The following is a 23466-nucleotide window of genomic DNA, read 5'->3' as shown; positions in this document are numbered from 1 at the left end:
GCCTCCTCAAATTTCGTTTAAGAAACTCTTTCCATGCGCTGGTGCATCGACGTCGAAGTTATCGGCCACTGTGGCGCCGATATCGGCGAACGTTCCGCGGATGCCGAGGTCGACCGCTGTCGAACCGTGATGATGGACGATGAGCGGCACATATTCACGCGTATGGTCCGTTCCTGGTGCCGTCGGGTCGTTCCCGTGGTCGGCCGTGATGATGAGCAAGTCGTCTTCACGCAACTTCTCCATCACTTCCGGCAGACGGGCGTCGTACTCTTCAAGCGCGATCGCATAGCCTTCTGGGTCACGGCGGTGACCGAAGAGTGCGTCAAAGTCGACGAGGTTCAAGAAGCAGAGTCCTTCGAAGTCTTCATCGAGCGATTCGACGAGTTTGTCCATCCCATCCATATTCGATTTCGTCCGAATCGCTTTCGTGACGCCTTCGCCGTCATAAATGTCGCTGATTTTCCCGAGGGCGATGACATCTTTCCCAGCTGTCTCAAGCGTGTTCATGACCGTCTTGCCGAACGGCTTGAGCGCGTAGTCGTGGCGGTTCGATGTCCGGACCCAAGCGCCAGGTGTTCCGAGGAACGGACGGGCGATAATGCGACCGAGCATGTACGGGTCTTCGCGCGTGATTTCACGGGCGTATTCGCAGATGCGGTACAACTCGTCGAGCGGGACGACTTCTTCGTGCGCCGCGATTTGGAGTACCGAGTCAGCTGATGTATAGACGATCAAGGCACCTGTCTTGACGTGCTCTTCGCCGAGTTCATCCAAGATCTCTGTCCCTGATGCCGGTTTATTGCCGATGATGTCGCGTCCGCTGAACTCTTTGAGTCGGTCGATCAAATCGTCCGGGAATTCTTCGAACACACGGAAAGGCGTATCGATATGAAGGCCCATGATCTCCCAGTGGCCCGTCATCGTGTCTTTCCCAGCCGAGATTTCTTCCATGCGACCGTAGGCGCTCGGTGTCGTCGACACTTCGATGCCGTCGATCGGCTTGATGTTCGACAGCCCGAGGCGGCCCATATTCGGCATGTTCAACCCACCGTGTTCACGAGCGATATGCCCGAGCGTGTCTGAACCGACGTCTCCGAACTGGTCGGCATCTGGGGCTTCCCCAATCCCGACCGAGTCCATGACGACCAAGAAAATACGTTTAAATTTCTTCACAAAAAGTTCCTCCTTTAGTGTCTTTACGCACGCGGATGATGTTTTCGATAGACATCGTGGAGTCGTGCCTTATTGACATGTGTGTAGATTTGAGTCGTGGAGAGGTCAGCATGCCCGAGCATCTGTTGGATGGCCCGAAGATCGGCCCCGTTCTCGAGCAAGTGTGTCGCGAACGAATGACGGAGCACGTGTGGCGTGATCTCTTTTTGGATACCGGCCTCTTTGGCCCGTCGTTTGATCATCTTCCAGAACCCTTGACGGCTGAGCCTTCCGCCGCGCCCGTTCAAGAACAACGCCTCGGTCTCCCGACCGCCGAGCCCGTTGCGGGCCTGTTGGATATAGCGTTCGACAAAACCTTGGGCGACCGATGACACCGGGATGATCCGGGCGCTCTCGCCTTTGCCTTCACACTGTAGATACCCCAATTCGAACTGTAAATCATCCAAATCGAGCCCAAGAAGTTCGCTGACGCGCATCCCCGTGCCGTAGAGCAGTTCGAGCATGGCCCGATCACGGAGCGCGAGCGGGTCTGACGTCGGCACACTGTCGAGCAACCGTTCAACGTCATCTTGAGACCACGTGTCCGGCAGATGACGTTCCGCTTTCGGCGTCTCCAAATAAAGTGCCGGGTCAGTCGTTGCACCACCTGTCATCTTCAAATGATGATGGAACGTCCGAATCGAACTGACGGCCCGTCGGAGTGATGAAGCAGCCCGACCGGCTTGCGATAACTCTTCCATATGTTTGACGATGTGTGCCCGCGTGACTTCATTCCATTCTGTCACCCCGAGTTGGGTGAGTGTCGATAAGTACTGGGTCAAATCGCTCGCATAGGCTTGTCTCGTGTTCGTGGACATTCGTTTTTCAACCGTCATGTACTGCAAAAATGACTCGACTTGCGAACGCATGACATCCCCCTCCTTCCTCGCTACACCTGAATACGCTTACATCATATCACTTATGTAAACCGTTGTGAAGACGTCTGACCTCATTTTTTTTAAAGCTTTTTTGTGACAGGAATTGGTGAGGTTTTCACGCATATATTTCGATTGAGGGCTTACAAATCTCATCATGATTTGGTACACTCAAGTCGACTTATTAAAATGATTTAAAAAGTTTGAAAGGAGTCGTCCATGGACCAGACCATTACTAATCTGACGGTCGCCGTCAGACGTCAACTCGTCTTATCCGGTCATTCGACCATCGCCGCCATCTCAGAAGCGACCCGGCTCAGTTTTCCGACCGTCAAGAAGCAGTTGGAGCAGTTGATGGAGGCCGGTGAAGTGTTTGAACAAGGTTTTGAGGATTCACGCGGTGGTCGCCCAGCCAAACGTTACATCTATAATGAGCGGTTCACGCACGGATTGACGCTATACGTCGAGAAGTCGGTCGTCCGCTATCGTGTCATCGATAGCATCGGTACGATGATCGACGACGGGACGCAGGAGATTCTAAACGGGGACCACCTCGGTGCGCTCGGCTCGGTGCTCGACCGACAGTTGGACCGAACCCCCGATGTGAGCGCGATCTCCATCGGTGTCGCAGCGGCCGTCGCAGATGGGACGGTCATCTTCGCCCCGGACTATCCGACGTTCGCACACCTCGACTTGAAAAGTTGGGTCGAGTCGCGTTCCAATCGCCCTGCCGTCATCGAGAACGATATGAACGCTGCCGTCTATGGATACGGACACACGCACGAACTCGCCGGTGACCAATCTATCGTCTACATCTATTTAGGAAAGAACGGACCCGGTGCCGGGATTCTCATCAACGGACAGCTCATCCGCGGCAAGACGGGATTCAGCGGGGAAATCTCGTTTTTACCCCTTTACGACGACTCGACGTTTCATAATCGGATGGAGAGCGAGCGAGCGGCCCCGCTTTCGGATTCCGCTTTCGAAGCGCTCGGTCGGCTTGTCGCGACGTTCACCGCGACGCTGAATCCGAACGCCATCATTTTTTCGGATGTCGATCTCGTCGATCCTGAGTTGGAGGCAATCAGGCATGCTTGCCAGCGTCACATTCCGGTGGCTCACATGCCAGATCTATTGATTGGCAACTGGGAGGAAGATTATTTTGCAGGCTTGGCTCGACGTTGCGTCGGGTTGATGCTTGAATCAATTTGAAGAGGTGTACCATGACAGGATTTTTATTATTTGCCGTGATTTACATCGCTTTTATCAGTCTCGGTCTGCCCGACGCCTTGCTCGGTGTCGGTTGGCCGTTGATGCACGTCGAGTTCAACGCCCCGATCTCGATGGCCGGATGGATTTTTATGACCATCGCCGCGGGGACGATTTTATCGAGCCTGCTCAGTGGCCGATTGCTCGAACGGTTCGATACGAAACAAGTCACATTCGGCTCCGGGCTCGTGACTGCTCTGTGCCTGCTCGGTTTTTACGCGGCCCCGTCCTTGATTTGGCTGTTTGTCCTATCGATTCCGCTCGGACTTGGCGCCGGCGCGGTCGATGCCGCGCTCAACCATTACGTCGCGGAAAACTATAAGGCGCACCATATGAACTGGCTCCATTGTTTTTGGGGCGTCGGAGCGACGGGCGGACCGCTCGTCATGGCCGGCGTCTTGACGGAGAACGGTTGGCGCGATGGCTATTTGATTGTCGCGTTGATTCAGTTCGCGCTCGCCTTCATCTTGCTCCTGTCGTTCCCGCTCTGGAAGCGCGAAGTCAAAACGGAACCCTCCTCGCTCGAACGACAAGAGACGGCCGTGACCGCGCTCGATCGAAAACTGCCGAAAGGCGTCTCGTATGCACTAGCCACGTTCCTGCTTTATTGCGGCATTGAAGCGCTCATCGGACTGTGGGCCAGCAGTTACCTCGTCCAGATGAAACAGTTTACGGTCGCGACGGCCGCGACGTGGGTATCGATCTATTACGGCAGCATCACGCTCGGGCGTTTCTTGAGCGGGTTCCTGTCATTCCGCTTCACGAATCGACAGATGATCCGACTCGGGCAAACCCTCGCCTTAATCGGTAGCCTCGTGTTTCTCATTCCGACGACTGAAACCATGTTGATCGGCTTAATTTGTATCGGTCTCGGGCTAGCTCCGATTTACCCGAGCATGCTCCATGAGACGCCGCAGCGGTTCGGTGCGGAACGGGCCAAACGCTTGATGGGCTTCCAGATGGCGTTCGCCTACACGGGCAGCACGTTCCTGCCACCGCTATTCGGTCTCGTCGTGTCCAAGACATCGCTCGGTCTATTCCCGCTCGTGGCCGTTTTGTTCATGGTCGGGATGCTCTTGAACACGGAACGCTTGAATGTCATCATGCAGCAACAATCAAAGGAGGAACCCACATGAAGATTGAACACGTCGCCCTCTGGGTGAACGAGCTTGAACAGATGCGCTGTTTTTATGAGACGTATCTCGGGGCAACGGCGAACGACAAGTATACGAACGAACAGAAACAGTTCGAATCGTATTTCCTGACGTTCCCTGATTCGACGTGCCGACTCGAGTTGATGCGCCGTCCGGACATCGAAGACGCTTCGCTTGAGACGCTCGGCTACGCACATATCGCGTTCGCGCTTGGCAGCAAAGCAGCGGTCGACACGTTGACGCGACGGCTCGAGGCCGACGGCTATCCGCTTGTGGATGGTCCGCGGACGACCGGGGACGGCTATTACGAGAGCGTCTTCCTCGATCCGGAACAAAACAAACTCGAATTGACCATATAAGGAGACGACACCATGATCAAAGCCATCTTATTAGACCTCGACGGAACGCTATTGAACGATCAAAAACTCATCTCACCCCAAACGAAACAGACGCTCCTCGATTTGCAGGCGAACGGTGTCAAAGTCGTCCTCGCCTCGGGCCGACCGAAACGGGGCATCGAACCGTTCGCCGACGAGCTCCGGCTCCACGAGTATGGCGGTCTCCTCGTGTCCTCGAACGGGGCATGTGTGACCGATGCCAGAACGAACGAGACGCTGTTCGAACAGGCCATCGATCAGGACGACGCGATTGCCATCTTGGATCATTTGACCGGATTCGACGTCATCCCGATGATCAATGACGAGACGTATATGTACGTCAATGACGTCTTCAGCGGCATGCTCGAGTTAAATGGTAAGCCGTTCAATATCATCGAATATGAGTCGCGCGGCGGACGGTTCCAATTGCGGGAAGAGCCGCGACTCGCCGACGCCATCACCTTCCCGATCTATAAAATCCTCGTCGCCGGACAGCCGGACTATCTACAGGCCCATGCCGACTTGCTCGCCGGACCGTTCAAGGACCGCGTGACGGGCATGTTCACGGCAGCCATGTACTATGAGTTCACGGATCTCGGCATCGACAAGGCCCGGGCACTCGATCACGTGTTCCGGGAGATTGGGATTGACCGCGAGCACGTTATCGCGTTCGGGGACGGCCATAACGACCGCTCCATCATCGAGTATGCCGGCATCGGGGTCGCGATGGACAACGCCGTCAAAGACATCAAGGCTATTGCGAACGAAATCACGCTGTCGAACAATCACGATGGCATCGCCACCGTCTTGTCCCGTTATTTGACGACGTGACGACATACAAAAGACAGGCAGCCTTTAAGAGGCTGCCTGTCTTGCTTTATCCGTTGATGACTGCTTTATGACCCTCAAGCGTGACGCCTTTGGCTTGGCACACTTTACAGATGCCGTGAAACGTCAAGCGATGGTCTTTGATTAAAAATTCGTATTTGCTTTCGACTTTCTTCTCAACGTCGACGAGCAAGTCTTCCATGATTTCTTCGACTGAACCACACTCGACACAGACGAGATGATGGTGCGAATGGTTCGCGCCTTCTGGTCTGAGGTCGAAACGGGCAACGCCGTCACCGAAGTTGACTTTGTCGACGACACCGAGCTCGGTCAAGAGCTCGAGCGTCCGGTAAACCGTCGCGAGCCCGATTTCCGGAGCGATGCTTTTGACGAGCATGAAGACGTTCTCCGCACTCAAATGATCCGTTTCATTCTCAAGTAAGATGCGGACCGTCGATTCTCGTTGCGGTGTCAATTTATATCCTTTGGCGCTCAATTGCTGTTTGATCCGTTCAATTCGCGTTTCCATAAGGCGCCCCCTCTTTGCATAATTCACTATTCAAAGCATACCGAAGTTCGTTCGGTTTTTCAAATTAAAATGATTCCTATGTAAGTGTAACATATGTCACTCTAGTTTAGAATCATTTCAATTTAGATAATTGCCACCATTGAATCGCCATGATCGTCTTCGCGTCGGTGATGCGTCCACTCGCTAACAAGTCGACCGCCTCGTCGAACGTAAAGCGTTGGACTTGTAAAAATTCGTCTTCATCGAGGTTCATCACACCGGCCGTCAAGCCGTGTGCGACATAGACGTCAACCCGTTCGCTACAAAAGCCGGGTGCCCCGTAAAACGAGAAGATTTTTTCAAGGTTCTCGGCCGTATAACCGGTCTCTTCTTCGAGCTCGCGCTTCGCGCTCGCAAGCGGCTCCTCACCGACTTCCAATTTTCCGGCCGGAATTTCGAGCGACATCGATTCGAACGCTTTCCGGTACTGCTCGACGAGGACGATGCGGTCGTCTTCATCGACGACGAGGACGGCGACGGCCCCGTTGTGATAGACGAGTTCGCGGACCGACGTCCCTCCGTTCGGGAGTGACACGACGTGCTTCTCCACGTTAAAGATCTTTCCTTCGTAAATGACTTCCCGTTCAATCGTTTTTTCTTCCATTGTATGTACCCCTCACCTTTTCCTATATACTGTAATTATGATTCATATTGACAGACGGAACAAGGAGGAATTATCAATGGCAGAGTTAGGATTAGGAACTATGTCGATTTTGAAACATGGCGAGGCGGAAGCGCGACAGATTTTAGAGGCCGCCTATGCGGCTGGCATCCGCCACTTTGATACGGCCGACGTCTATGACCACTTCGAAGTCGAAAAACTCGTCGGCTCGACGTTCGCCGGACGTCGGAACGAACTGTTTTTGACCAGTAAAGGCGGGAATCAATGGACAGGGGACGGAATGCGTTGGAATCCAGCCCCCTCCTATTTAGAACAGGCCCTACGCGATTCTCTCGAACGCTTACAGACGGATTACTTGGACTTATATTACGTTCATGGCGGCACGATGGAAGACGACCTGGACGCGACAATCGATTTCATACGTCGACAGAAACAAGCTGGCGCCATCCGCCAAATCGGACTGTCCTCGATTCGCCCGAACGTCATCCGCTACTGGCTCGAACACGGAGAACTCGATGTCTTGATGACCCCGTACTCCCTGCTCGACCGCCGCATCGAAACGCTCGAACTCGACATCCCGATCGTCGGGCGCGGTCCGCTCGCCAAAGGCATACTGACCGACGAATGGTCTGCCCGCTTGTCGGAGAAGGGCTTTGAATCGTGGACTGAAGCGGAGTTGCGCGACTTGATGCCGACGATTCCCGAACCGATTCAAGCGTACGCCCTCGCAGCCGCGGAGCGGACATGTGCCGTCGTCCTACCGGGCGCGTCCTCGGTCGACCAATTGAACGATTTGATCGCCGCTCATCAATGCGGCGTCGATTCGCGCAAACTCGACGATCTGTTGGCCCGGCTGCCGGTCCAACCCTACACAAAACATGCGACCTGAACGTCAGGTCGCATGTTCGTCTCGCTGTTTCATCTGTTCGATGGCCCAATCAGCCCAACCGGCGTAATTTTCCATCATCCGGATGGCGTACTCGCTCGTCAGTAAATAACCGAGCGTGTCAGCCTCGGACTGGTGCGCCGCTTGAAACGCCCGAATCTGATGAGCGACTTGTTCATGATGCGCTTTCGTCTCCTCGACGTAACGGATCGCCTCGTCGAGCGGGAGTAGTTGCAGGAGGCTGACCCGCAGCAAGTTCTCATCTTTCATCTTCGGTTGGTACGAGGTCGGTTGCCGGAGCCAGTCGATTAGCTCTTGACGTCCCGCCTCGGTGATTGAATAAATCTTTTTATCCGGTAAGTCATGTTGAGCGACGTGCTCAGAGGAGACGAGTGACTCGTCTTCCATCTTTAACAGTTCGCGATAAATCTGTGTATGATGGGCGTGCCAAAAATGAATCATTTGTGCTTTGAACGTCGCGTTCAAGGCATAGCCGGTAGCGGGTTGATGGGTCAATAACCCGAGTAGTGCATGACGTAACGCCATAACCATCACCTATCCCTTGCGGTTCTATTTTTATAAGTGTATCACATATTGCCATGCGACCGAGAATGCCAATCGGTTGACGCCCGTTGCGAATACACAGACAATATATGTGAAGGGAGAGATTTTATGAAACCGATCCAATCTGATCAACAATTCCAAGAGGCCATCCAAGATAAAGGTATGGTCATCTTTACGACATCATGGTGTCCCGACTGCCGTCGTCTTGATATGTACGTCGACGAACTCGTCAAAGACTATCCGCAGTTCAACTGGTACGTCGTCGACCGCGACGAGTTGCCTGAACTGTCGGACGCGCAAGAAGTCCGAGGCATCCCCTCACTTCTTTTCTATCAAGAAGGCGTCAAACAAGAACACCTCCACTCGGCGAACGCCAAGACGGAGATGCAAATCCGCTCGTTCCTCGATACGTTGAACGCGTAAACAAAAAGACGGCCGTCGTGGTCGTCTTTTTTTGTTCACTTGAAGCGCTCGAGATAACGCCGGTCGATGCGCCGCTTTAGCCAAAACGGCAGACGACCGTGCCATGTCAGCTTCCCGAACGTCAAGAGTGCCCGTCCTGGGGTCGTCAACAAAATATTGAGCGACGTCCGCGATTTGAACCGGCGTGGCGTACCGAGCAGTTGACGGGCGACATGCCGACCCGAACGGACGGCATCGACACCACCGTTCAATCGGGCCGCCATATCCCCGGTGATATAAATCTCGCGGTAGACCGGGTGTCGCAAATCGTCTTCCGTGTCGATGAACGCCCCATCGTCCGCAAGTCCAGCCTCAGACCAAAAATCATCAGGAACGACACCGGTCGCGTCTAAGACGAGTCCCTCTGTCTGAGTCCCTGGTTGGAACGACGTCAGAATGAGCATCACGCCGCTGCGGACGAGACGCCGCGCCATCTGTCGCCCGACATGATGGGGAAGTTCGGGTAAGATGTCACGAGCATAGAGCGTCACGCGTTGCTTCTGTCTGATGCAAGCGAAGGCGAGTTCGACTCCGGCTTTGCCCCCGCCGACGATCGTGATTGCGTCACTCTGTAAAATCTCGTCCAGCATGTTTGTCGTCATCGGTTTTAACCGGTTCCCGATCCCACGACTCTTCGCACCGGTCGCGAGCACGAGGATGTCATATGCGACGTGGCCGCGATCGGTTTCGACGAGGCGCGCATCCGGATCGAGACCGATCAGGCGCTCGGCGACGGGAGAGACGTCACGACGCAACCGCGTCGTCGCCGATTCCATCTCGCCAGCGATCACTTGAGGGAACGCACCCGTATAAATCGCCTCTCGTCCACCGATATATGACACTTCGTAGTTTTCGTTAAGCGCATCGAGATGTTCGAGAATCTCGAGCTGCCCATGACCGAGCCCGACCAAGACAAGGCGCGGCTTCATCTTAGAATCCGCCTTGCTTCAAACAAACGTTGGAAGATCGTGAACACTTCAAGGACGAGGAAAATCGTCGCGATGACGCCGATCCATGTCGGGAAAAGAATCATGAGCGTGAACAAGATGAAACATTCCGTCCGCTCCAAGATACCAGGCTGATAATAAAATGATTTCTCTGAACGGCGTGAGCTGCTCGCCCCGACTGCGAGGAACAACGTCATCGCCACGACGAACGACCCGAGCAAGAGCAGGAAGATCGGCATATGTTCAGGATGTCGTAGCGCGAGCGCGATGACGACGGCAATCTCGACGATGCGGTCGAAGACGAGGTCGAGCACCGTGCCGAACCCCGTCTTTTGGGAGCGCCGGGCCATCGTCCCATCGAGGACGTCGAAGAGACCCGACACCCATAACAGCAACACGGCCGTCCACAACATATCGTTATAAATGAACAGACCGACCGAGACACCGATGATGCCTCCGAGGATCGTCACTTCGTTCGGGGTAAAGTTCCATTTCAAAAGCCGATCGGCCCCGCGCTCGATGACGGGACGGACGAAGCGGCTACCGTATGTGTCTAACATCAAATTCCTCCTTGTTTCTGTCGCAAATAATACGTCTCGCCGACTTTGAACGATTCGCTCCGCGGTAAGATGACATATTCTCCGGTCGGGCGCCGGTACTCGCCGAAATGATGCCCGAAGCGAATGAACGTCCGGACGAGCACGATCGAATCGGACGTCGGCTCTGTCGACACGTCGATATCGGTCGACGGAAGCAGCGTACCGCTCACTTCGACAAAGTCACCGAACGTCGACTCCGTCTCGGATAAACGTCCCGGCGTACCGGTCACCAGAACCCGGCCCGTCTCGAGCAATGTCACCCGGTCGGCGACGAGCATCGCTTCTTCCCGATCGTGGGTCACAAGGAGCGCCGTCAACTCGAGTTCACGGACGAGGTCACGAATCAGTCGTTGCAACTCGGATTTGAGACCGGGGTCGAGGTTCGTGAACGGCTCATCGAGCAGAATGAGTCGAGGCGCGGCCGCGAGCGCCCGGGCGAAGCTCGCGCGTTGCTGTTCCCCTCCAGACAATTCATGAATTTCAGCGTCGTATCGGCCGGGAAGCTTGACTCGGGTGAGCCACGCTTCCGCTTCTTCCCGTGACCGGTTCGGCGTGGCGAGCGTCACGTTCTCCCCGACTGTCAGATGCGGGAACAAGAGCGGGGATTGGGACAACATCGTAATCCGGCGCAAGTGAGGCGGTACCCCATCGAGCGGCATCTCCTCCCACGTCACCGACCCGGCATCAAGCGTCTCAAGTCCGGCGACGATGCGGAGCAGTGTCGACTTCCCGGAACCGCTCACACCCACGAGGGCATGGATTTCTCCGTTCGGGATGGTGAGATCGATGCCGCACAACACGTCGCGGTCTTTAAAACGTTTTCGTATTCCTGACAATACCAAGCTCATTGCAAACGCCCCTTCACCAATCTAATCCAGATGCCAAACATCGCACCGAGCCCGATATAAAATAAGACCGGCAACGAGACGAGCACCCATGTATTTTGTAACGCCAATGAGACGTCATTGCCTCCGTAGGCCTGATATAGCCTCGTTGTGACCGTCGGGACGAGTCCGGCCCCGATCAATTGGACGAGCACGAATTGACTCAACACGATGACGGTCGAGAACAAGACGATCGTCCGGACCGACTCTTTCATGAGCGGGAATAGGACGAACCCAATCCGGGTGAGCGGCGCGAGCGTCAGTGACTGTTCGAGGAGCGGTCTCCCGATCACGTACATGGCGTTGTATGCCAATCGAATCGAATACGGCAACGTCGTGACGAGCAGGACGAGCCCGACCCCCGTGTACGTCCCGATGAGTCCGACTTGGGCGAGGGCGATATACATGCCGAACATGCTCGCCAAGACGGGGATAAACAATGGCAGAAACGTGAGCCATTCGACCCACGCCTTCCATTTCGACTCGGTGAACAAGAGCCACCAGGCCGTCCCGATGCCGAGCCAAACGTTGATGAGCGCCACGGCGACCACGTAGGCGACCGTATTCAAAATCGCCTCGTCCCACGTGGGCGACGTCGGGAACGTCAAAAACAACCCGGCGAACGGAAAGACGACGAAACAAGCGACGAGAAGTCGACTCATCGTCTCACCCCCCGTTCGATTCGGCGTCTCCGCTTGGCCGTCAAAGCGTAGGATGCGATGACGCCGCTGAAGATGAACAATGTCCAAGCGAGCGCGACCGCATACGACTCGAATGCATTTAAAAACAGACCAGTCGTCAATCGCTCGTAGGCGAGTACCCCGAGCAGCTCGGGGTACGTGACACCTAGCAAAGCCGGCACTTCATAGGCGAACGAGATGAACGCCACGAGCACCCAGAACGAGTCGAGGAGCGGTTTGATGAGAAATGGCCACTCGGCCACTCTGAACTGTTCGAGCGGTTTGAGCTGGAGCGTCTTGGCCATATCCAAATACCCTGGATTCAGTTGGCCGTATGTGCCGACCACCATCAAAAAGACGAACGGCACTTCTTTCCAGACGTACGTCAAGATGACGACGAGATGATGGCGCTCATTTGCCTCAATGAGGCCATATACCGGAAAGCCACCTGAGAACAACAGATAAAACAAATAGGCTGCCGCGACGTGTGGCACGAACATCGGCCATTTGAGGAATGATGCCAGCCACATCGAACGCCTCATATAGATCGTCCGGGCAAGCCACGTCCCAATCACGAGTGAGAGGAACGTCGATGTGAGCGTCACGTACAATGTCACCGTCAGGCTCGCACGCCACGCCGCCTCGTTCAACTCAGACCAGTCAAATCCGACGGTCTCATAGAGCAGGAAGGCGACGCCGGTGAATGGCAATGCCAAAACGATTAAACTAAGCCATAGACTACTTCGCGACACGATCCCACTCCTCACGAATCGCATCAATCACGGCCGGCCCATAGTCAGGGATTGATCGTTCGGCGAGACGTTCCGGATCAGGATAGGTGACACCATCATCGAGCTTCAAGAAGGCGTCACGGTCGGCCGCATCGAGTTTCGTCAAATCGAGCGACGTCCCATCCCCCCAATACGTCGCGTCTTGTTTGGCGAGCTGGGCTTCCGGTGACAGTAACTCATTGATGACGACGAGCGCACCGTTCGGATTTTTGGCGTTAAACGGAACGGCGAGAAAATGCGTCGAGGCGATTGAATGCTCGAGCACGAGTGCCCGTGTCCCCTTCGGGAACACGCCCTCGTTGCGTTCCGCCTCGGCCCGGCGCTCATTGAAGCCCATCGTCATCCAGACGTCACCCGCGGCGTACAACTGGTCGAGTTGGGCGAGTGACTTCGGATATGTTGACCCTTGTTTCCATAGGGTCGGCGACCACGTCGCAAGCTTCTCCCAGAACGCGTCTGGAATCTCTCCGTCACCGGCCGCAGTCCCATACTCGGCGTAGAGCAGATGGCGCACGAACGCGTTGCCCGTGAAGTCTGTCACTTCAGGATACGTGAAACGGCCCGGATTTTCTTCGGTCCAACGATGTAATTCGTCGAACGTCGTCGGCGGATTTTTCACTTTGTCCGCATCATAGTGCATGACGAACTGCACGTTCCCCCAGGCGACCTCGAGCCCGTCGGTCGGGGTGCCCGCATCAGTTGCCTGGGCTTCTTCGTTCAAAAGCGCGGCGTTCGGGATTTTGTCGAGCAGGTCGCCTTGGAGCAACTCCGCCTCGGCGGCGTTACGGAAATTGTCTCCGTTGATCCACATGAGGTCGATTGTCCCTTCTTCTCGATTTGCCCGCTTGTCGAGCGACAATTGGCGCACGAACTCGGCCGTGTCCATCGGGACGCGGTTCAACTCCACGTCATAAGTCTCTTTCAGGCGGGGCGCGACATACTCATCGATGTAGCGATTGATACCGTCATCGCCTCCCCACATATAAAAATTGACCGTCGACTGTTTCGCTTCTTCAGCTGCCTGTTCGAACGTCGGTGCGATTTCGGCGCGCGTCGTCCCGCAGGCAGCGAGGAAGATGAGTGACAGCATCAAGCCAAATTGTTTCAATCGGCGCATCGTGTCTCCCCCTTTTTCTCTATGTTGGCGCATTTACTTTCTGTCAAATCCCCGTTTTGCGAGCCGTTCGAACATGACCGGGCACATTGCGTACAGTTTCGCGCCAAGTTCCATCCACCACGGGGCGTTCACTTCACGTTTCGACGCCTCGCACGCCGCGACGACGCGTTTCGCGAGACGATCGGGATTGAGCATAATCGATTTCACGCTCGCCTCGTAACGTCCGCTCTTGTCGGCTCGGAGAAAAAACGGTGTCGCGATCGGACCCGGATTGACCGTCAACACATGAATCCCTTCCGGCTTCAGTTCCAACCGAAGCGCGTTTGAGAACTGAAGTAACGCCGCCTTTGAACCGGCATAGACGGCCGACTTCGGCGTCGGTACTTTCGCCGCTTGCGAGCAGACGTTGATGATCGTGCTGCCGCGGCGCATCGACCGGGCACAGTCACGTGCGAGCATCATCGGGGCGATCGCGTTCAAGCGCATCGTCTCCTCGATGACGTCGGTCGATTGATCGACGACCCGGTCGAACTCACCGATACCGGCATTGTTCACCCAGACGTCGATCGGCCCGTATGTTCGTTCGACGTTTGCCACGAGCGTCTCGTATTCGGTACAGACGTCGGCGACGAGCCAATCGGCCGATAGTTTCGTGCCGAGTTCACGCAAACGGTCCTCACTTCGTGCAATCAATGTCAAGCGGGCACCCGCCTCATAAAAAGAATGCGCCAGCGCGGCCCCAAAGCCGCTCGACGCACCCGTGATCACAATATGTCTCATTCCACAAATTCCTCCGCTCTCATATAGATCCATTTCCCGTCTGTCAACCGTTTGACGACGCGGCCACGTTCCTCGAGCAACGTCAAGCGCGCGAACACCTCACTGAAGACGAGCGGCATCGCCCGACGCATCTTGCGGCCATAGAGGCGCATCGACCAATCGAACACGCTCAACCCGTCCACCCAGTCGTTCAGGAGCAATTCACTTCGCTCATAACGCTGGGCGATGCGCGCCTCGATCAACGGTCGCGGTTTTTGAATCGGTTCCCCGTGCCCGCTCACGACGAGCTTCAAATCGACGTCTTGAAGTTTTCGGAGCGAATCGAGATACAGGACGACCGGTGAGGCAAACCCTTCCTCCTCGTACGGTTGTTCAATGAGCGGGTTCGGTTCGACCGTATCAATCAAATGATCACCCGCGATCAAAACACCGCCAGGACCAAGGAGACCGAGCTGGTCACTCGCATGACCAGGCAGATGGATCGTCTTCCATGCCCCGTCACTCGTCACATCCTGACCGTCCTCGAACGTCATCGTGACGGTCGTCGGACCGATCCAACGCAACGCTTCCCGATAATCAGGCAGTTTGTTCACAATCGACTCGGGTGTACCAAACCAGTGCGCCAAGTCGTGTAAGAACTGATTGCCCCGTTTGATGAAGTTCGGTGTCTGTTCCAAATAGCGAACGAGCTTCTCGTGTCCATATACAGGAATCGAGGCGTCACGCAAACGCCACGCCTGACCCGCATGGTCGGCATGATGGTGCGTCAAAAATAAAAAATCAATATCCGCGAGATTCAGTTCGAGCTCGGCCAATTGTGTCGTCAATGAAGTCCACGCCTCTTCCGTGTCTGGTCCGCAATCGACCATGAAGAAACGGTTCATATGTTCGACGACATAGACGTTCACGTTGCCGACCTCGAACGGCGTCGGTATATCGAGTCTTGCCAGTTGGCTTGAAATCCAGTTCGCCACGTCCCCACAACCCCTTCCACCTATCTTCACTCATTATACCTGTCGATCAGAACGGATTTCAATCACACAAAAAAAGGAGAGGATTTCTCCTCTCCAATCACTTATAAGTTGATGACGGTAACTTTATCGCGTGTCATCGTCTCGAGGCTGCGTCCAATCCCTTGGACCCCGAGGCCTGATTGCTTCACGCCGATGAACGGGAAGTGGTCAGGGCCGCGTTCTGTGCGACCGTTCACTTGGACTGTACCGACTTCGAGCTTGTCGGCGACCGTGAAGGCGTTGTTCACGTTTTGTGTGAACACGCTCGCTTGGAGACCGAACTCTGATTCGTTCGTGAGTTCAATCATCTCGTCGAGCGACTTGACGCGGATGACCGGCAACACCGGTCCGAACGGCTCTTCCCAAGCGACGCGCATCTCACGCGTGACGTGGTCGAGGAGCGTTGGATGAAGGAGGTTGCCGTCGCGTTCGTTTCCGTGGACGACCGTCGCTTGTTTGTTGACGGCGTCGTCAATCAAACCTTGGACGTAATCTGCCGACTTCTTGTCGATGAGTGGGACGATAAAGCTGTTATCGACCGGTGAGCCGACCGTGAGCTTCTCGACACGTTCTTTCAACATACCGACGAGTTCGTCTGCTTGATGTTCGAGCACGAACACGCGCTTGATCGCCGTACAGCGTTGTCCTGAATACGAGAACGCCCCGCTGATGATTTGATCGGCAGCCAGGGTGAGGTCCGCATCTTCAAGGACGAGGGCCGGATCTTTCCCGCCGAGTTCGAGCACGACAGGTACCATCGATGCCTGTTGTGACAAGTGTTGCCCTGTCCCGGTACCACCTGTGAATGTGATCATGTCGATGCCAGGGTGTGACGTCAAGTAGTCACCGATGACCGATCCGCGTCCTGTTACGAGGTTCAATAGACCGCTCGGAAGACCTGCATCTTGAAGCGCCTCGACCATTTTCACACCGCTGATAGCGCCTTGTGTCGCTGGTTTAAACACGACCGCGTTACCAGTGATAAGAGCCGGTGCGATTTTGGCTGCTGCCAAGTTGACCGGATAGTTGAACGGCGAGATCGCGAGGACGACACCGAGTGCTTCTTTCTTGATGATTGCCATCTTGTTCTTCGAACCGCCCGGGAATGAGTCGCCTTGCATGAATCCGCCTGTGAAGCGAAGTCCTTCTTCCGCCGTATAGCGAATGATTTCTGCTGTCCGGACGACTTCTTTCTTCGCATCGCTCAAGTTTTTCCCGACTTCGCGCATGATGATTTGACCGATCTCATCTACGCGCTCTTCGAGTTTGTCCGCCCAAGCGTACAACAGTTCGGCACGCTTGTTGACCGGAAGCGCCGCCCATTCCTGTTGTGCACTTTTCGCGCCGTGAATTGCCTCATCGACTTCATCACGAGACATCGCCTGGACATGTCCGACGACTTCTTCTGTATAAGGTGAAACGAGTTCGATTGTTTCGTTCGTTGTTGATTCCTGCCATTGTCCATTAATTAAATATGGATACGTGTTCATACTCATAATCTCTATCTGCCTCCTGAGTAAGCTTTGATATCTCGTTGCCACCCCCATTGTATGCAAAATCAAATCGGTAGAACAACTATAAAGATTCAGTTTATGTAATGTAAACGGTTACTCGTCAATTTTTTGTCAATTCCGCCTCGACTTTGCCACTTTCAACTGTAGATGTTCATCAAATCGACCGATAGAAAGGAAGAGAGTACGTGAACTAGGAGGGACCACCAGTGAGCATGGATCATAATATTTTACTTGAGGCAGGCACGAACGAATTAGAAATCGTCATTTTCCAATCTGGCCCGTTCATTTTCGGGATCAACGTCATGAAAGTACGTGAAATCATCACGATGCTTCCCCTCACCCCGCTACCGGGTACCCCGGAAGCGATCATGGGGCTCATCGAGCTTCGCGGCGAGGTCATGACCGTCATCGATTTACCAATGGTCATCGGTCACCCGCGTGACGTTGGAGAGAACGACCGCTTGATCGTCTGTGAGTTCAACGGAGAGAAGTCGGTGCTCCGCGTCGACCAAGTGACCGAAATTAAACGAATCTCATGGGAACAGATTGACACGCCGTCCGATCTCGCGCGCGGCATGCAAGGCATCACGAACGGGGTCGTCAAAACGGGAGACCAGATGATTATCCTTCTCGATTACGAGCGGATTGCGCTCGAATTGTCACGAAAGGATATCATGGCCCGCGAATCGGTCAAACGGCTCGGTGCCCGGGAACGGTCGAACAAACAAGTGTGGATCGCGGAAGATTCAGAGATGTTACGGACGCTCATCATTGACACGCTCGACGATGCCGGCTACTTCAACACGACGATCTTCAACAACGGAAAGGAAGCGCTCGATGCGTTCGAACAGAGCGACGTTCATTGCGACCTGCTCATCACCGACATCGAGATGCCGCAAATGGACGGCTTGCATTTGACGAAACGACTCCGTGAGATGGACCAATTCGCCGACCTGCCGATCGTCATCTTCTCTTCACTCATCTCGGATGATTTGAAGCATAAAGGCGACGCGGTCGGGGCGAACGCCCAGATCACAAAACCAGAGATTGGCATGCTGATCGCCACACTCGACGAATTTTTAGCTTGATTTGAAAAACGGGATTTCGCCTCGCAGCGGAATCCCGTTTTTCCTATGGCAACTCGTTCAAGTGGGCGTCCCATTCTTGATCGAAGCGATGCATATCGGCTTCAATCTCATCGAGAATCGGTTCGAGGTTCGACGTCTCGTTCGTCTCCCCAGCCATTTCAAGCTGATGGAATCGAGCGGCCGTCTCGTCGAGCCCGACAGAATAAGAGGCCCCTTTCAACAAGTGGGCAAGTTGTTCGATTTGTTCGTGATTTCGTTCATGCACCATCTGTTTCAATTCAGGGAACTTCGCCTCGAATTGACGCACGTACGTATCGGCAATCTTTTTCAAGAATTCTTTATTTCCGCTAGCGATTTGATGGAGCTCCGCCAACTTTTCTTCGTTAAACAGAGCATTTTGGGGCGTTTGTGACAACTCCATCCCTCCTTTGACTCAATCCTACTGCCATTCTTTCCCACTGTAGCATGTTTTCGAGAAAAAACAAAAAAACTCCTCCTTTTCCGATTGCACTCTCTCAATCGCCTACCTATAATTAGGTTGAGCTAAGGTAGGAGGAACATTATGCTAACGATTTACCGTACCGACGCATCTGGGCGTGTCGACGAAATCGACGACTTTGATAAAGGAAGCTGGATCCAACTCGTCAATCCGACGAAAGACGAGGCTGATCAAGTCATCGCCGCCTCCGGCATTCCTGAAGACTTCGTCTACGACCCGCTTGATATTGAAGAAAAACCACGATTTGAAAAAGATGATGAGGGGCTCCTCATGATCATCGACGTCCCGTACGTGGAAGAAGATGATACGGGACGCGCCTACAACACGATTCCACTCGGTATCATCGTCACCGGCCGCCATTTCATCACCGTCTGCTCACGAGACCTCGACGTGCTCAACCTGTTCGCCAACGGAAAAGCCCGGCTGTTCCGAACGAACTATCGGAGCCGGTTCGTCTTCCAGATTTTGCACCGAGTCAGCATGACGTACTTGCGTTTCCTTCGCCAAATCGACCGGCGCATGGACGAGCTCGAGCAAGAGTTGCAACGTTCGATGCGAAATCAGGAAATCTTTCAATTGATGAACTTACAGAAGTCGCTCGTCTATTTCATGACCTCACTTAAAGCGAACGACAGCGTCCTCGACCGCATCGTCAAGACACCGAGCCTCGAGAAGCACGAGGAAGACGAGGAATTGCTCGAAGACGTGTTCGTCGAGCACCGCCAGGCGATGGAGATGGCGTCGATCTATAACGACATCATCAGCATTAAAATGGACGCCTTCGGTTCGATCATCTCGAACAACGTCAACTTCGTCATGAAATTCTTGGCCTCGATCACAATCGTGCTGAGCATCCCGACGATGATCTCTGGGATATTCGGGATGAACGTTCAAGTCCCATGGGAAGGCCAATCGATCGGTTTCGTGTTCGCGCTCGCGATGATGGTCGGCTTCTCAAGCCTCGCCTTTTATATTTTGTGGCGTAAGCGTTATTTCTAAAGAAAAGGAGGGTGTCGCCGGCTACGGTGACACCCTCTTATTTACATCAATTTGACCGTGACGAGACAAAGGTCATCGTCGATCTCGATTTTAGGAACGAGCTGTTCGGCGACATGGCGTGCGTAGTCGAGCCCGTAGGACGCGATGTCCTTCTCGAGCCAACGGATGCCGTCATCGATGTCTTTGCTATAACATTCCATCAGCCCATCCGTATACATATGCATCGTCATACCCGGCTCGATGTCAATCACGTTCGACTCATAGTTCGGCTCCTCGAACATACCGACCGGCACTCCGGTCGTCTCGAGGCGAGTGACGCCTGTATCAGACGTCACGATGACCGGCGGATGTCCGGCGTTGACGTACTCGATTTGACGCTTCGTCGTATCGATATAGCAGTATACGGCCGTGAAGTAGCTCTGCATGTCCTCTCCCGAGAACAAGAACGTCATTTGGCGGTTCAACTCGCTCATCACATCGACCGGATATTGGACGTTGCCGACGAGGCCCGGTAAAATCGAACGAATGCCCATCGTAATCAACGCCGACGACACGCCATGCCCCATCACATCAAAGATGATGACGCCGTAGCGATCAGGTGCGACCTGGAACCAGGCATACATGTCACCGGCCAGTTTTTTAGACGGCAAATACAAGGCCCGGACGTCAATCTCATCGTTACTGATCGGTGGGGTCAAGGCACTTTGTTGAATCTTTTGCGCGAGATCGAGGTCATATTGAAGACGTGCCTCATATTTCTTCCGTTCATCCACGGCTGCTTTATAGCGAAGCGCCGAACGGATTCGTGCGAGCAGTTCCGTGATTTTAATCGGTTTCGTCGTATAATCGGACGCCTCAGCGTCAAGTCCTTCCGCAATCTGCTTTTCTTCGGTGCGGCCCGAGACCATGATCACGGGCAATTCCTCGTAACCGGTCATCTGTCGAATCCGTTTGCATGTCTCAATCCCAGAAATCCCTGGCATCTCGACATCAAGCAGGACAAGGTCGTATAGCGACGGGGCTTGCGGATCCATCAGGAGCGCGAGCGCATCTTCACCACTTGAGACCGAAATCGTCTCATAATCATGTTGATGCAATAATTGTTCGAGAACCATCGTATTGACCGGTTCGTCGTCCACAATCAAAATCGCCATAGTCATCCCTACTTTCTCTGTCAGTGTTCTTCTGCATATTATTGTATCATATCTAATCGCCTCATTAGGTATTTCAATGCTGTGACAGTTCGAAGTACCCGAAAGATGGAGAATCTCTTTCGTTTTTGGCATACTAGAAGTACGAAAGTGAGGAATGGCCCATGGGATGGATTTTTGCAGTGAGCGGTTTGATTATCTTGCTCGTCTTGATTGCCTCGATCGTCGTCATTCAAAAAGGATACGCCTACAAGGACAACAAAGATGACATCGTGCTCGATTACGAGGAGATTAACCGCCGCATCACCGAAGATGAGCAGCAGAAAAAATAAGAGCCATCCACGACGGATGGCTCTTATTTTTTATTTAAATTCGAATCGGAGCGCCCCTTTTTCAAGATAGAGCGCAGCGTCGAACGTCTTGTCCCCTTTTTTGAACGTATGCACGTTCGACTGGCCGCCGTTGATCATCTGTTTCAGCTCATCCTTGGCAATCCCGACGCCGAGCACTTGTTTCGACATCGTGAACTTGCACCCTTCGCGATAACCGCTGCAGCCGATAAACTTCGGATGCTCGACGAGCCCTTTGCCGCAGCTCGGACAGATGCCGAACGACGCTTTTGGCCGTGCCGCAGATTTTTTCCCGAAACGTCTTGCTTCGATCGTGTAGCCTTCCGGGTTTGCCGACTCGACACGCGCTTTCGCCTCTTCGACGAGATGAATCGACATCTTTTTCGCCTGTTCGATAAACTCGGCGGCGGATGCCGATGCCTGTCCAATCTCATGGAGCCGCTTCTCCCACTTCGCTGTCATGGCCGGCGAGGCGAGGATGCTGTCGCCGAGCACATCGATCAAGAGACGGCCCTTGTCGGTCGGGACGAGCTCTTTCTTTTGCAGGTCGACATAACCCCGTTTTTTCAATCCGTCGATAATATTGGCCCGCGTGGCCTCGGTGCCGAGCCCTTCGACTTCTTTCATGATGTGAATCAGTTCCTCATCATCGAGTTGCTTGCCGGCCACTTTCATCGCCATGATCAGTGCCCCTTCCGTATACCGTTTCGGTGGCTCCGTCTGTTTCGATAATACTTCGACTTTTTTTTCGGTCAACGGTTCACCGACCGTAAGTGCCGGGAGCTCCACGTCCTTGGACTTCATCTCGACGACTTGCCGGTACCCGGGGCTGACGACGACCGTCCCTTTCGCCCGGTATAGGTCGTCCCCGTCCATGAGGTCGACCGTCGTCTTCTCAAGCTTCGCCGGAGGGGCGAACGCCGCAAGAAAGCGACGGTTAATCAAATCGTATAGTTTTGCCTCGTCCCCGCTGAGCCGAGCCACATCGCCACACGCCTCCGTCGGGATGATCGCATAGTGATCACTGACCTTTTTCGCATTGACGTAGCGACTGTTTCGCGACGGATTCTCGGTCAACACGTCCTGAAGTCCGGCATAGGCCGCGGACTTCAACAGCCGGGCTTTCGTCTGCGGGAACAGTGTCGCTTCGTCCGGTGTGACGAAGCTCGAGTCGGTTCGTGGATAACTGATCCACCCTTTTGTATACAACTTTTGAGCGATATCGAGCGTCTTCTTCGCCCCAAAGCCGAACCGCTTGCCGGCCTCGGCCTGCAAACCCGATAAACTGAACCAAAACGGCGGGTATTCCGTCTTGTCCTCTTTGTCAATCGAACGGACAATCGCCGTCCCGGTCGCCCGGTTGACGACGGCGTCGGCTTGATCGCGTGTCTTCAGTTTCGTCGTCTTCCCGAGCATGTATTTCGCTTTGAACGTGCCACGTCCTTTTTGAAGTGTCGCCTCGACCTCGAAATACGGCTCTGGGACGAACTGTTTAATCTCTCGTTCGCGATTGACGATCAAAGCGAGCGTCGGCGTCTGGACACGACCGAGCGAAAACACGTCCTCGATGCCGATCGTCTTCAACAGCGTCGTATACGCCCTTGAGGCGTTCATGCCGACGAGCCAGTCGGCACAAGCACGACTCATCGCCTCATGATAATAAGGGACGGTCTGGTCGCCGGGCAGCAGTTCGGCGAAACCACGGTCGACCGCCTGTTCGGTCAAACTTGAGATCCAAAGGCGTGACAGCGGTTTTTTATTGCCAGCGAGTCGTAAAATGAGCCGGACAATCGCTTCTCCTTCTCGCTCGGCATCGGACGCGATGATGATATCGGTGATGGAGCGATCGTGCAGCCATTTTTTGATCGTCTGAAACGGTTTCGATTTACCTTTCGAGATGCGATAGTCGAATCGGTCCGGCACAATCGGGAGCGACTCATATTTCCACGACTTCCATTCCGGTTTATAGTGGGACGGTTCTTGAAGCTCGCATAAGTGACCGACCGCCCAAACGACGATGGCACCTTCCGGGAAACGGGCGCAAGAAGCGATCTCAATCTCGTCTTTTTTCTTTTTTGATGGATACGGCGCAGCCAGTTTTTGAGCCTGCGACGGTTTCTCCGCGATGATTAGTCTCATAGGATCCCTACTTTCAAAGTCATCCGAAATATCTCGTCGGAACGACACTTTCGAGAAAGAATGTATTTTCTTATCTATTCTATAATATCATTAGAAGA

General features: G+C 54.2%; 26 protein-coding genes. 9 read left to right on the top strand and 17 right to left on the bottom strand.

Annotated elements, in window-relative coordinates; translation table 11 throughout:
- Positions 1–6: 6 nt before the first annotated feature.
- Together deoB and xerD are read right to left on the bottom strand one after the other, a co-directional pair.
- Positions 7–1173 carry a phosphopentomutase gene (deoB, locus tag KNP86_RS05715; RefSeq protein WP_214753185.1) on the bottom strand — a complete coding sequence of 389 codons (1167 nt, stop codon included), beginning with the start codon at positions 1171–1173 and terminating at the stop codon, positions 7–9.
- Between the two features lie 23 nt (positions 1174–1196).
- Positions 1197–2081, bottom strand: coding sequence for a site-specific tyrosine recombinase XerD (gene xerD / locus KNP86_RS05710; RefSeq protein ID WP_214753183.1), 885 nt, complete (start codon positions 2079–2081; stop codon positions 1197–1199).
- A gap of 225 nt (positions 2082–2306) precedes the next feature.
- On the opposite strand from xerD, the gene KNP86_RS05705 reads away from it, so the two are divergent.
- Genes KNP86_RS05705 through KNP86_RS05690 form a run of 4 tightly spaced genes read left to right on the top strand, consistent with a single transcriptional unit; the run spans position 2307 to position 5718 of the window.
- Positions 2307–3299, top strand: coding sequence for an ROK family transcriptional regulator (locus KNP86_RS05705; protein WP_214753182.1), 993 nt, complete (start codon positions 2307–2309; stop codon positions 3297–3299).
- An 11-nt stretch (positions 3300–3310) separates the two neighbouring features.
- A complete protein-coding gene (locus KNP86_RS05700; RefSeq protein WP_214753180.1) occupies positions 3311–4492 on the top strand; it encodes an MFS transporter in 1182 nt (393 codons plus the stop codon).
- Positions 4489–4869 (top strand): VOC family protein, encoded by a 381-nt coding sequence (locus KNP86_RS05695; RefSeq protein WP_214753178.1) that lies wholly within the window; start codon positions 4489–4491, stop codon positions 4867–4869. Before KNP86_RS05700 ends, KNP86_RS05695 begins: the two co-directional genes overlap by 4 nt.
- Positions 4870–4881: 12 nt before the next feature.
- The gene (locus KNP86_RS05690; protein ID WP_214753176.1) at positions 4882–5718 is read left to right on the top strand and encodes a Cof-type HAD-IIB family hydrolase; all 837 of its coding nucleotides are present in this window, start codon (positions 4882–4884) and stop codon (positions 5716–5718) included.
- 46 nt (positions 5719–5764) lie between these two features.
- Here KNP86_RS05690 and fur read toward each other — a convergent pair whose 3' ends face one another.
- Entirely contained in the window at positions 5765–6244 is a 480-nt protein-coding gene (fur, locus tag KNP86_RS05685; protein WP_016509373.1) for a ferric iron uptake transcriptional regulator, read from the bottom strand.
- A 112-nt stretch (positions 6245–6356) separates the two neighbouring features.
- Positions 6357–6887, bottom strand: coding sequence for an NUDIX domain-containing protein (locus KNP86_RS05680; RefSeq protein WP_214753174.1), 531 nt, complete (start codon positions 6885–6887; stop codon positions 6357–6359).
- 76 nt (positions 6888–6963) lie between these two features.
- Here KNP86_RS05680 and KNP86_RS05675 point away from each other — a divergent pair, with 76 nt between their 5' ends.
- Positions 6964–7794, top strand: a complete 831-nt coding sequence (locus KNP86_RS05675; RefSeq protein ID WP_251130433.1) for an aldo/keto reductase — start codon at positions 6964–6966, stop codon at positions 7792–7794.
- Between the two features lie 3 nt (positions 7795–7797).
- On the opposite strand, the gene KNP86_RS05670 is transcribed toward KNP86_RS05675, so the two are convergent.
- On the bottom strand, positions 7798–8337 hold the full coding sequence (locus KNP86_RS05670; RefSeq protein WP_214753169.1) for a PadR family transcriptional regulator: 540 nt from the start codon (positions 8335–8337) through the stop codon (positions 7798–7800).
- Between the two features lie 126 nt (positions 8338–8463).
- Between KNP86_RS05670 and KNP86_RS05665 the strand changes: the two genes are divergently transcribed.
- Positions 8464–8778 carry a thioredoxin family protein gene (locus KNP86_RS05665; RefSeq protein ID WP_214707562.1) on the top strand — a complete coding sequence of 105 codons (315 nt, stop codon included), beginning with the start codon at positions 8464–8466 and terminating at the stop codon, positions 8776–8778.
- 35 nt (positions 8779–8813) lie between these two features.
- Here KNP86_RS05665 and KNP86_RS05660 read toward each other — a convergent pair whose 3' ends face one another.
- The 9 genes from KNP86_RS05660 to KNP86_RS05620 form a co-directional block, all read right to left on the bottom strand.
- Positions 8814–9746: an NAD(P)/FAD-dependent oxidoreductase gene (locus KNP86_RS05660; RefSeq protein WP_034777876.1), complete on the bottom strand. Its 933-nt coding sequence runs from the start codon at positions 9744–9746 to the stop codon at positions 8814–8816.
- Positions 9743–10324 (bottom strand): CDP-alcohol phosphatidyltransferase family protein, encoded by a 582-nt coding sequence (locus KNP86_RS05655; protein ID WP_034777878.1) that lies wholly within the window; start codon positions 10322–10324, stop codon positions 9743–9745. The genes KNP86_RS05660 and KNP86_RS05655 overlap by 4 nt, the downstream gene beginning before the upstream one ends.
- On the bottom strand, positions 10324–11211 hold the full coding sequence (locus KNP86_RS05650; RefSeq protein ID WP_214753168.1) for an ABC transporter ATP-binding protein: 888 nt from the start codon (positions 11209–11211) through the stop codon (positions 10324–10326). Before KNP86_RS05650 ends, KNP86_RS05655 begins: the two co-directional genes overlap by 1 nt.
- Positions 11208–11909 (bottom strand): ABC transporter permease, encoded by a 702-nt coding sequence (locus KNP86_RS05645; RefSeq protein ID WP_034777884.1) that lies wholly within the window; start codon positions 11907–11909, stop codon positions 11208–11210. Before KNP86_RS05645 ends, KNP86_RS05650 begins: the two co-directional genes overlap by 4 nt.
- Positions 11906–12679, bottom strand: a complete 774-nt coding sequence (locus KNP86_RS05640; RefSeq protein ID WP_034777886.1) for an ABC transporter permease family protein — start codon at positions 12677–12679, stop codon at positions 11906–11908. The genes KNP86_RS05645 and KNP86_RS05640 overlap by 4 nt, the downstream gene beginning before the upstream one ends.
- Positions 12666–13835, bottom strand: a complete 1170-nt coding sequence (locus KNP86_RS05635; RefSeq protein WP_214753166.1) for an ABC transporter substrate-binding protein — start codon at positions 13833–13835, stop codon at positions 12666–12668. Before KNP86_RS05635 ends, KNP86_RS05640 begins: the two co-directional genes overlap by 14 nt.
- Positions 13836–13868: 33 nt before the next feature.
- A complete protein-coding gene (locus KNP86_RS05630; protein ID WP_034777889.1) occupies positions 13869–14615 on the bottom strand; it encodes an SDR family NAD(P)-dependent oxidoreductase in 747 nt (248 codons plus the stop codon).
- Positions 14612–15589: an MBL fold metallo-hydrolase gene (locus KNP86_RS05625; RefSeq protein ID WP_034777891.1), complete on the bottom strand. Its 978-nt coding sequence runs from the start codon at positions 15587–15589 to the stop codon at positions 14612–14614. The genes KNP86_RS05630 and KNP86_RS05625 overlap by 4 nt, the downstream gene beginning before the upstream one ends.
- A 101-nt stretch (positions 15590–15690) precedes the next feature.
- The gene (locus KNP86_RS05620) at positions 15691–17127 is read right to left on the bottom strand and encodes an NADP-dependent glyceraldehyde-3-phosphate dehydrogenase (protein WP_138860294.1); all 1437 of its coding nucleotides are present in this window, start codon (positions 17125–17127) and stop codon (positions 15691–15693) included.
- A gap of 227 nt (positions 17128–17354) precedes the next feature.
- Here KNP86_RS05620 and KNP86_RS05615 point away from each other — a divergent pair, with 227 nt between their 5' ends.
- Positions 17355–18230, top strand: a complete 876-nt coding sequence (locus KNP86_RS05615) for a chemotaxis protein CheV (protein ID WP_034777893.1) — start codon at positions 17355–17357, stop codon at positions 18228–18230.
- A gap of 43 nt (positions 18231–18273) precedes the next feature.
- Here the strand turns inward: KNP86_RS05615 and KNP86_RS05610 are convergent, their stop codons facing one another.
- Complete coding sequence (locus KNP86_RS05610) at positions 18274–18651, bottom strand: Hpt domain-containing protein (RefSeq protein WP_214753164.1); 378 nt, start codon at positions 18649–18651, stop codon at positions 18274–18276.
- Positions 18652–18792: 141 nt separating this feature from the next.
- Between KNP86_RS05610 and KNP86_RS05605 the strand changes: the two genes are divergently transcribed.
- Positions 18793–19728 carry a magnesium transporter CorA family protein gene (locus KNP86_RS05605; RefSeq protein ID WP_034777898.1) on the top strand — a complete coding sequence of 312 codons (936 nt, stop codon included), beginning with the start codon at positions 18793–18795 and terminating at the stop codon, positions 19726–19728.
- 41 nt (positions 19729–19769) lie between these two features.
- Here KNP86_RS05605 and KNP86_RS05600 read toward each other — a convergent pair whose 3' ends face one another.
- Positions 19770–20882: a PP2C family protein-serine/threonine phosphatase gene (locus tag KNP86_RS05600; protein WP_034777900.1), complete on the bottom strand. Its 1113-nt coding sequence runs from the start codon at positions 20880–20882 to the stop codon at positions 19770–19772.
- A 161-nt stretch (positions 20883–21043) separates the two neighbouring features.
- Between KNP86_RS05600 and ytzI the strand changes: the two genes are divergently transcribed.
- Positions 21044–21211, top strand: coding sequence for a YtzI protein (gene ytzI / locus KNP86_RS05595; protein ID WP_131436521.1), 168 nt, complete (start codon positions 21044–21046; stop codon positions 21209–21211).
- A 30-nt stretch (positions 21212–21241) separates the two neighbouring features.
- Here the strand turns inward: ytzI and KNP86_RS05590 are convergent, their stop codons facing one another.
- The gene (locus KNP86_RS05590; RefSeq protein WP_214753162.1) at positions 21242–23368 is read right to left on the bottom strand and encodes a DNA topoisomerase III; all 2127 of its coding nucleotides are present in this window, start codon (positions 23366–23368) and stop codon (positions 21242–21244) included.
- Positions 23369–23466: the final 98 nt, after the last annotated feature.

Origin of the sequence: Exiguobacterium sp. s16 (assembly GCF_018618115.1) — a bacterium.
In the GTDB taxonomy this organism is placed as follows: Bacteria; Bacillota; Bacilli; order Exiguobacteriales; family Exiguobacteriaceae; genus Exiguobacterium; species Exiguobacterium mexicanum_A.
This window is presented reverse-complemented; position numbering and strand designations above follow the sequence as displayed.

Excerpts from the sequence above, each read along its gene's own strand:
- xerD (WP_214753183.1), bottom strand. The coding sequence starts at position 2,081 with ATGCGTTCGCAAGTCGAGTCATTTTTGCAGTACATGACGGTTGAAAAA.
- KNP86_RS05705 (WP_214753182.1), top strand. The coding sequence starts at position 2,307 with ATGGACCAGACCATTACTAATCTGACGGTCGCCGTCAGACGTCAACTC.
- KNP86_RS05700 (WP_214753180.1), top strand. The coding sequence starts at position 3,311 with ATGACAGGATTTTTATTATTTGCCGTGATTTACATCGCTTTTATCAGT.
- KNP86_RS05695 (WP_214753178.1), top strand. The coding sequence starts at position 4,489 with ATGAAGATTGAACACGTCGCCCTCTGGGTGAACGAGCTTGAACAGATG.
- KNP86_RS05690 (WP_214753176.1), top strand. The coding sequence starts at position 4,882 with ATGATCAAAGCCATCTTATTAGACCTCGACGGAACGCTATTGAACGAT.
- fur (WP_016509373.1), bottom strand. The coding sequence starts at position 6,244 with ATGGAAACGCGAATTGAACGGATCAAACAGCAATTGAGCGCCAAAGGA.
- KNP86_RS05680 (WP_214753174.1), bottom strand. The coding sequence starts at position 6,887 with ATGGAAGAAAAAACGATTGAACGGGAAGTCATTTACGAAGGAAAGATC.
- KNP86_RS05675 (WP_251130433.1), top strand. The coding sequence starts at position 6,964 with ATGGCAGAGTTAGGATTAGGAACTATGTCGATTTTGAAACATGGCGAG.
- KNP86_RS05670 (WP_214753169.1), bottom strand. The coding sequence starts at position 8,337 with ATGGCGTTACGTCATGCACTACTCGGGTTATTGACCCATCAACCCGCT.
- KNP86_RS05665 (WP_214707562.1), top strand. The coding sequence starts at position 8,464 with ATGAAACCGATCCAATCTGATCAACAATTCCAAGAGGCCATCCAAGAT.
- KNP86_RS05660 (WP_034777876.1), bottom strand. The coding sequence starts at position 9,746 with ATGAAGCCGCGCCTTGTCTTGGTCGGGCTCGGTCATGGGCAGCTCGAG.
- KNP86_RS05655 (WP_034777878.1), bottom strand. The coding sequence starts at position 10,324 with ATGTTAGACACATACGGTAGCCGCTTCGTCCGTCCCGTCATCGAGCGC.
- KNP86_RS05650 (WP_214753168.1), bottom strand. The coding sequence starts at position 11,211 with ATGAGCTTGGTATTGTCAGGAATACGAAAACGTTTTAAAGACCGCGAC.
- KNP86_RS05645 (WP_034777884.1), bottom strand. The coding sequence starts at position 11,909 with ATGAGTCGACTTCTCGTCGCTTGTTTCGTCGTCTTTCCGTTCGCCGGG.
- KNP86_RS05635 (WP_214753166.1), bottom strand. The coding sequence starts at position 13,835 with ATGCGCCGATTGAAACAATTTGGCTTGATGCTGTCACTCATCTTCCTC.
- KNP86_RS05630 (WP_034777889.1), bottom strand. The coding sequence starts at position 14,615 with ATGAGACATATTGTGATCACGGGTGCGTCGAGCGGCTTTGGGGCCGCG.
- KNP86_RS05615 (WP_034777893.1), top strand. The coding sequence starts at position 17,355 with ATGGATCATAATATTTTACTTGAGGCAGGCACGAACGAATTAGAAATC.
- KNP86_RS05610 (WP_214753164.1), bottom strand. The coding sequence starts at position 18,651 with ATGGAGTTGTCACAAACGCCCCAAAATGCTCTGTTTAACGAAGAAAAG.
- KNP86_RS05605 (WP_034777898.1), top strand. The coding sequence starts at position 18,793 with ATGCTAACGATTTACCGTACCGACGCATCTGGGCGTGTCGACGAAATC.
- KNP86_RS05600 (WP_034777900.1), bottom strand. The coding sequence starts at position 20,882 with ATGGCGATTTTGATTGTGGACGACGAACCGGTCAATACGATGGTTCTC.
- ytzI (WP_131436521.1), top strand. The coding sequence starts at position 21,044 with ATGGGATGGATTTTTGCAGTGAGCGGTTTGATTATCTTGCTCGTCTTG.
- KNP86_RS05590 (WP_214753162.1), bottom strand. The coding sequence starts at position 23,368 with ATGAGACTAATCATCGCGGAGAAACCGTCGCAGGCTCAAAAACTGGCT.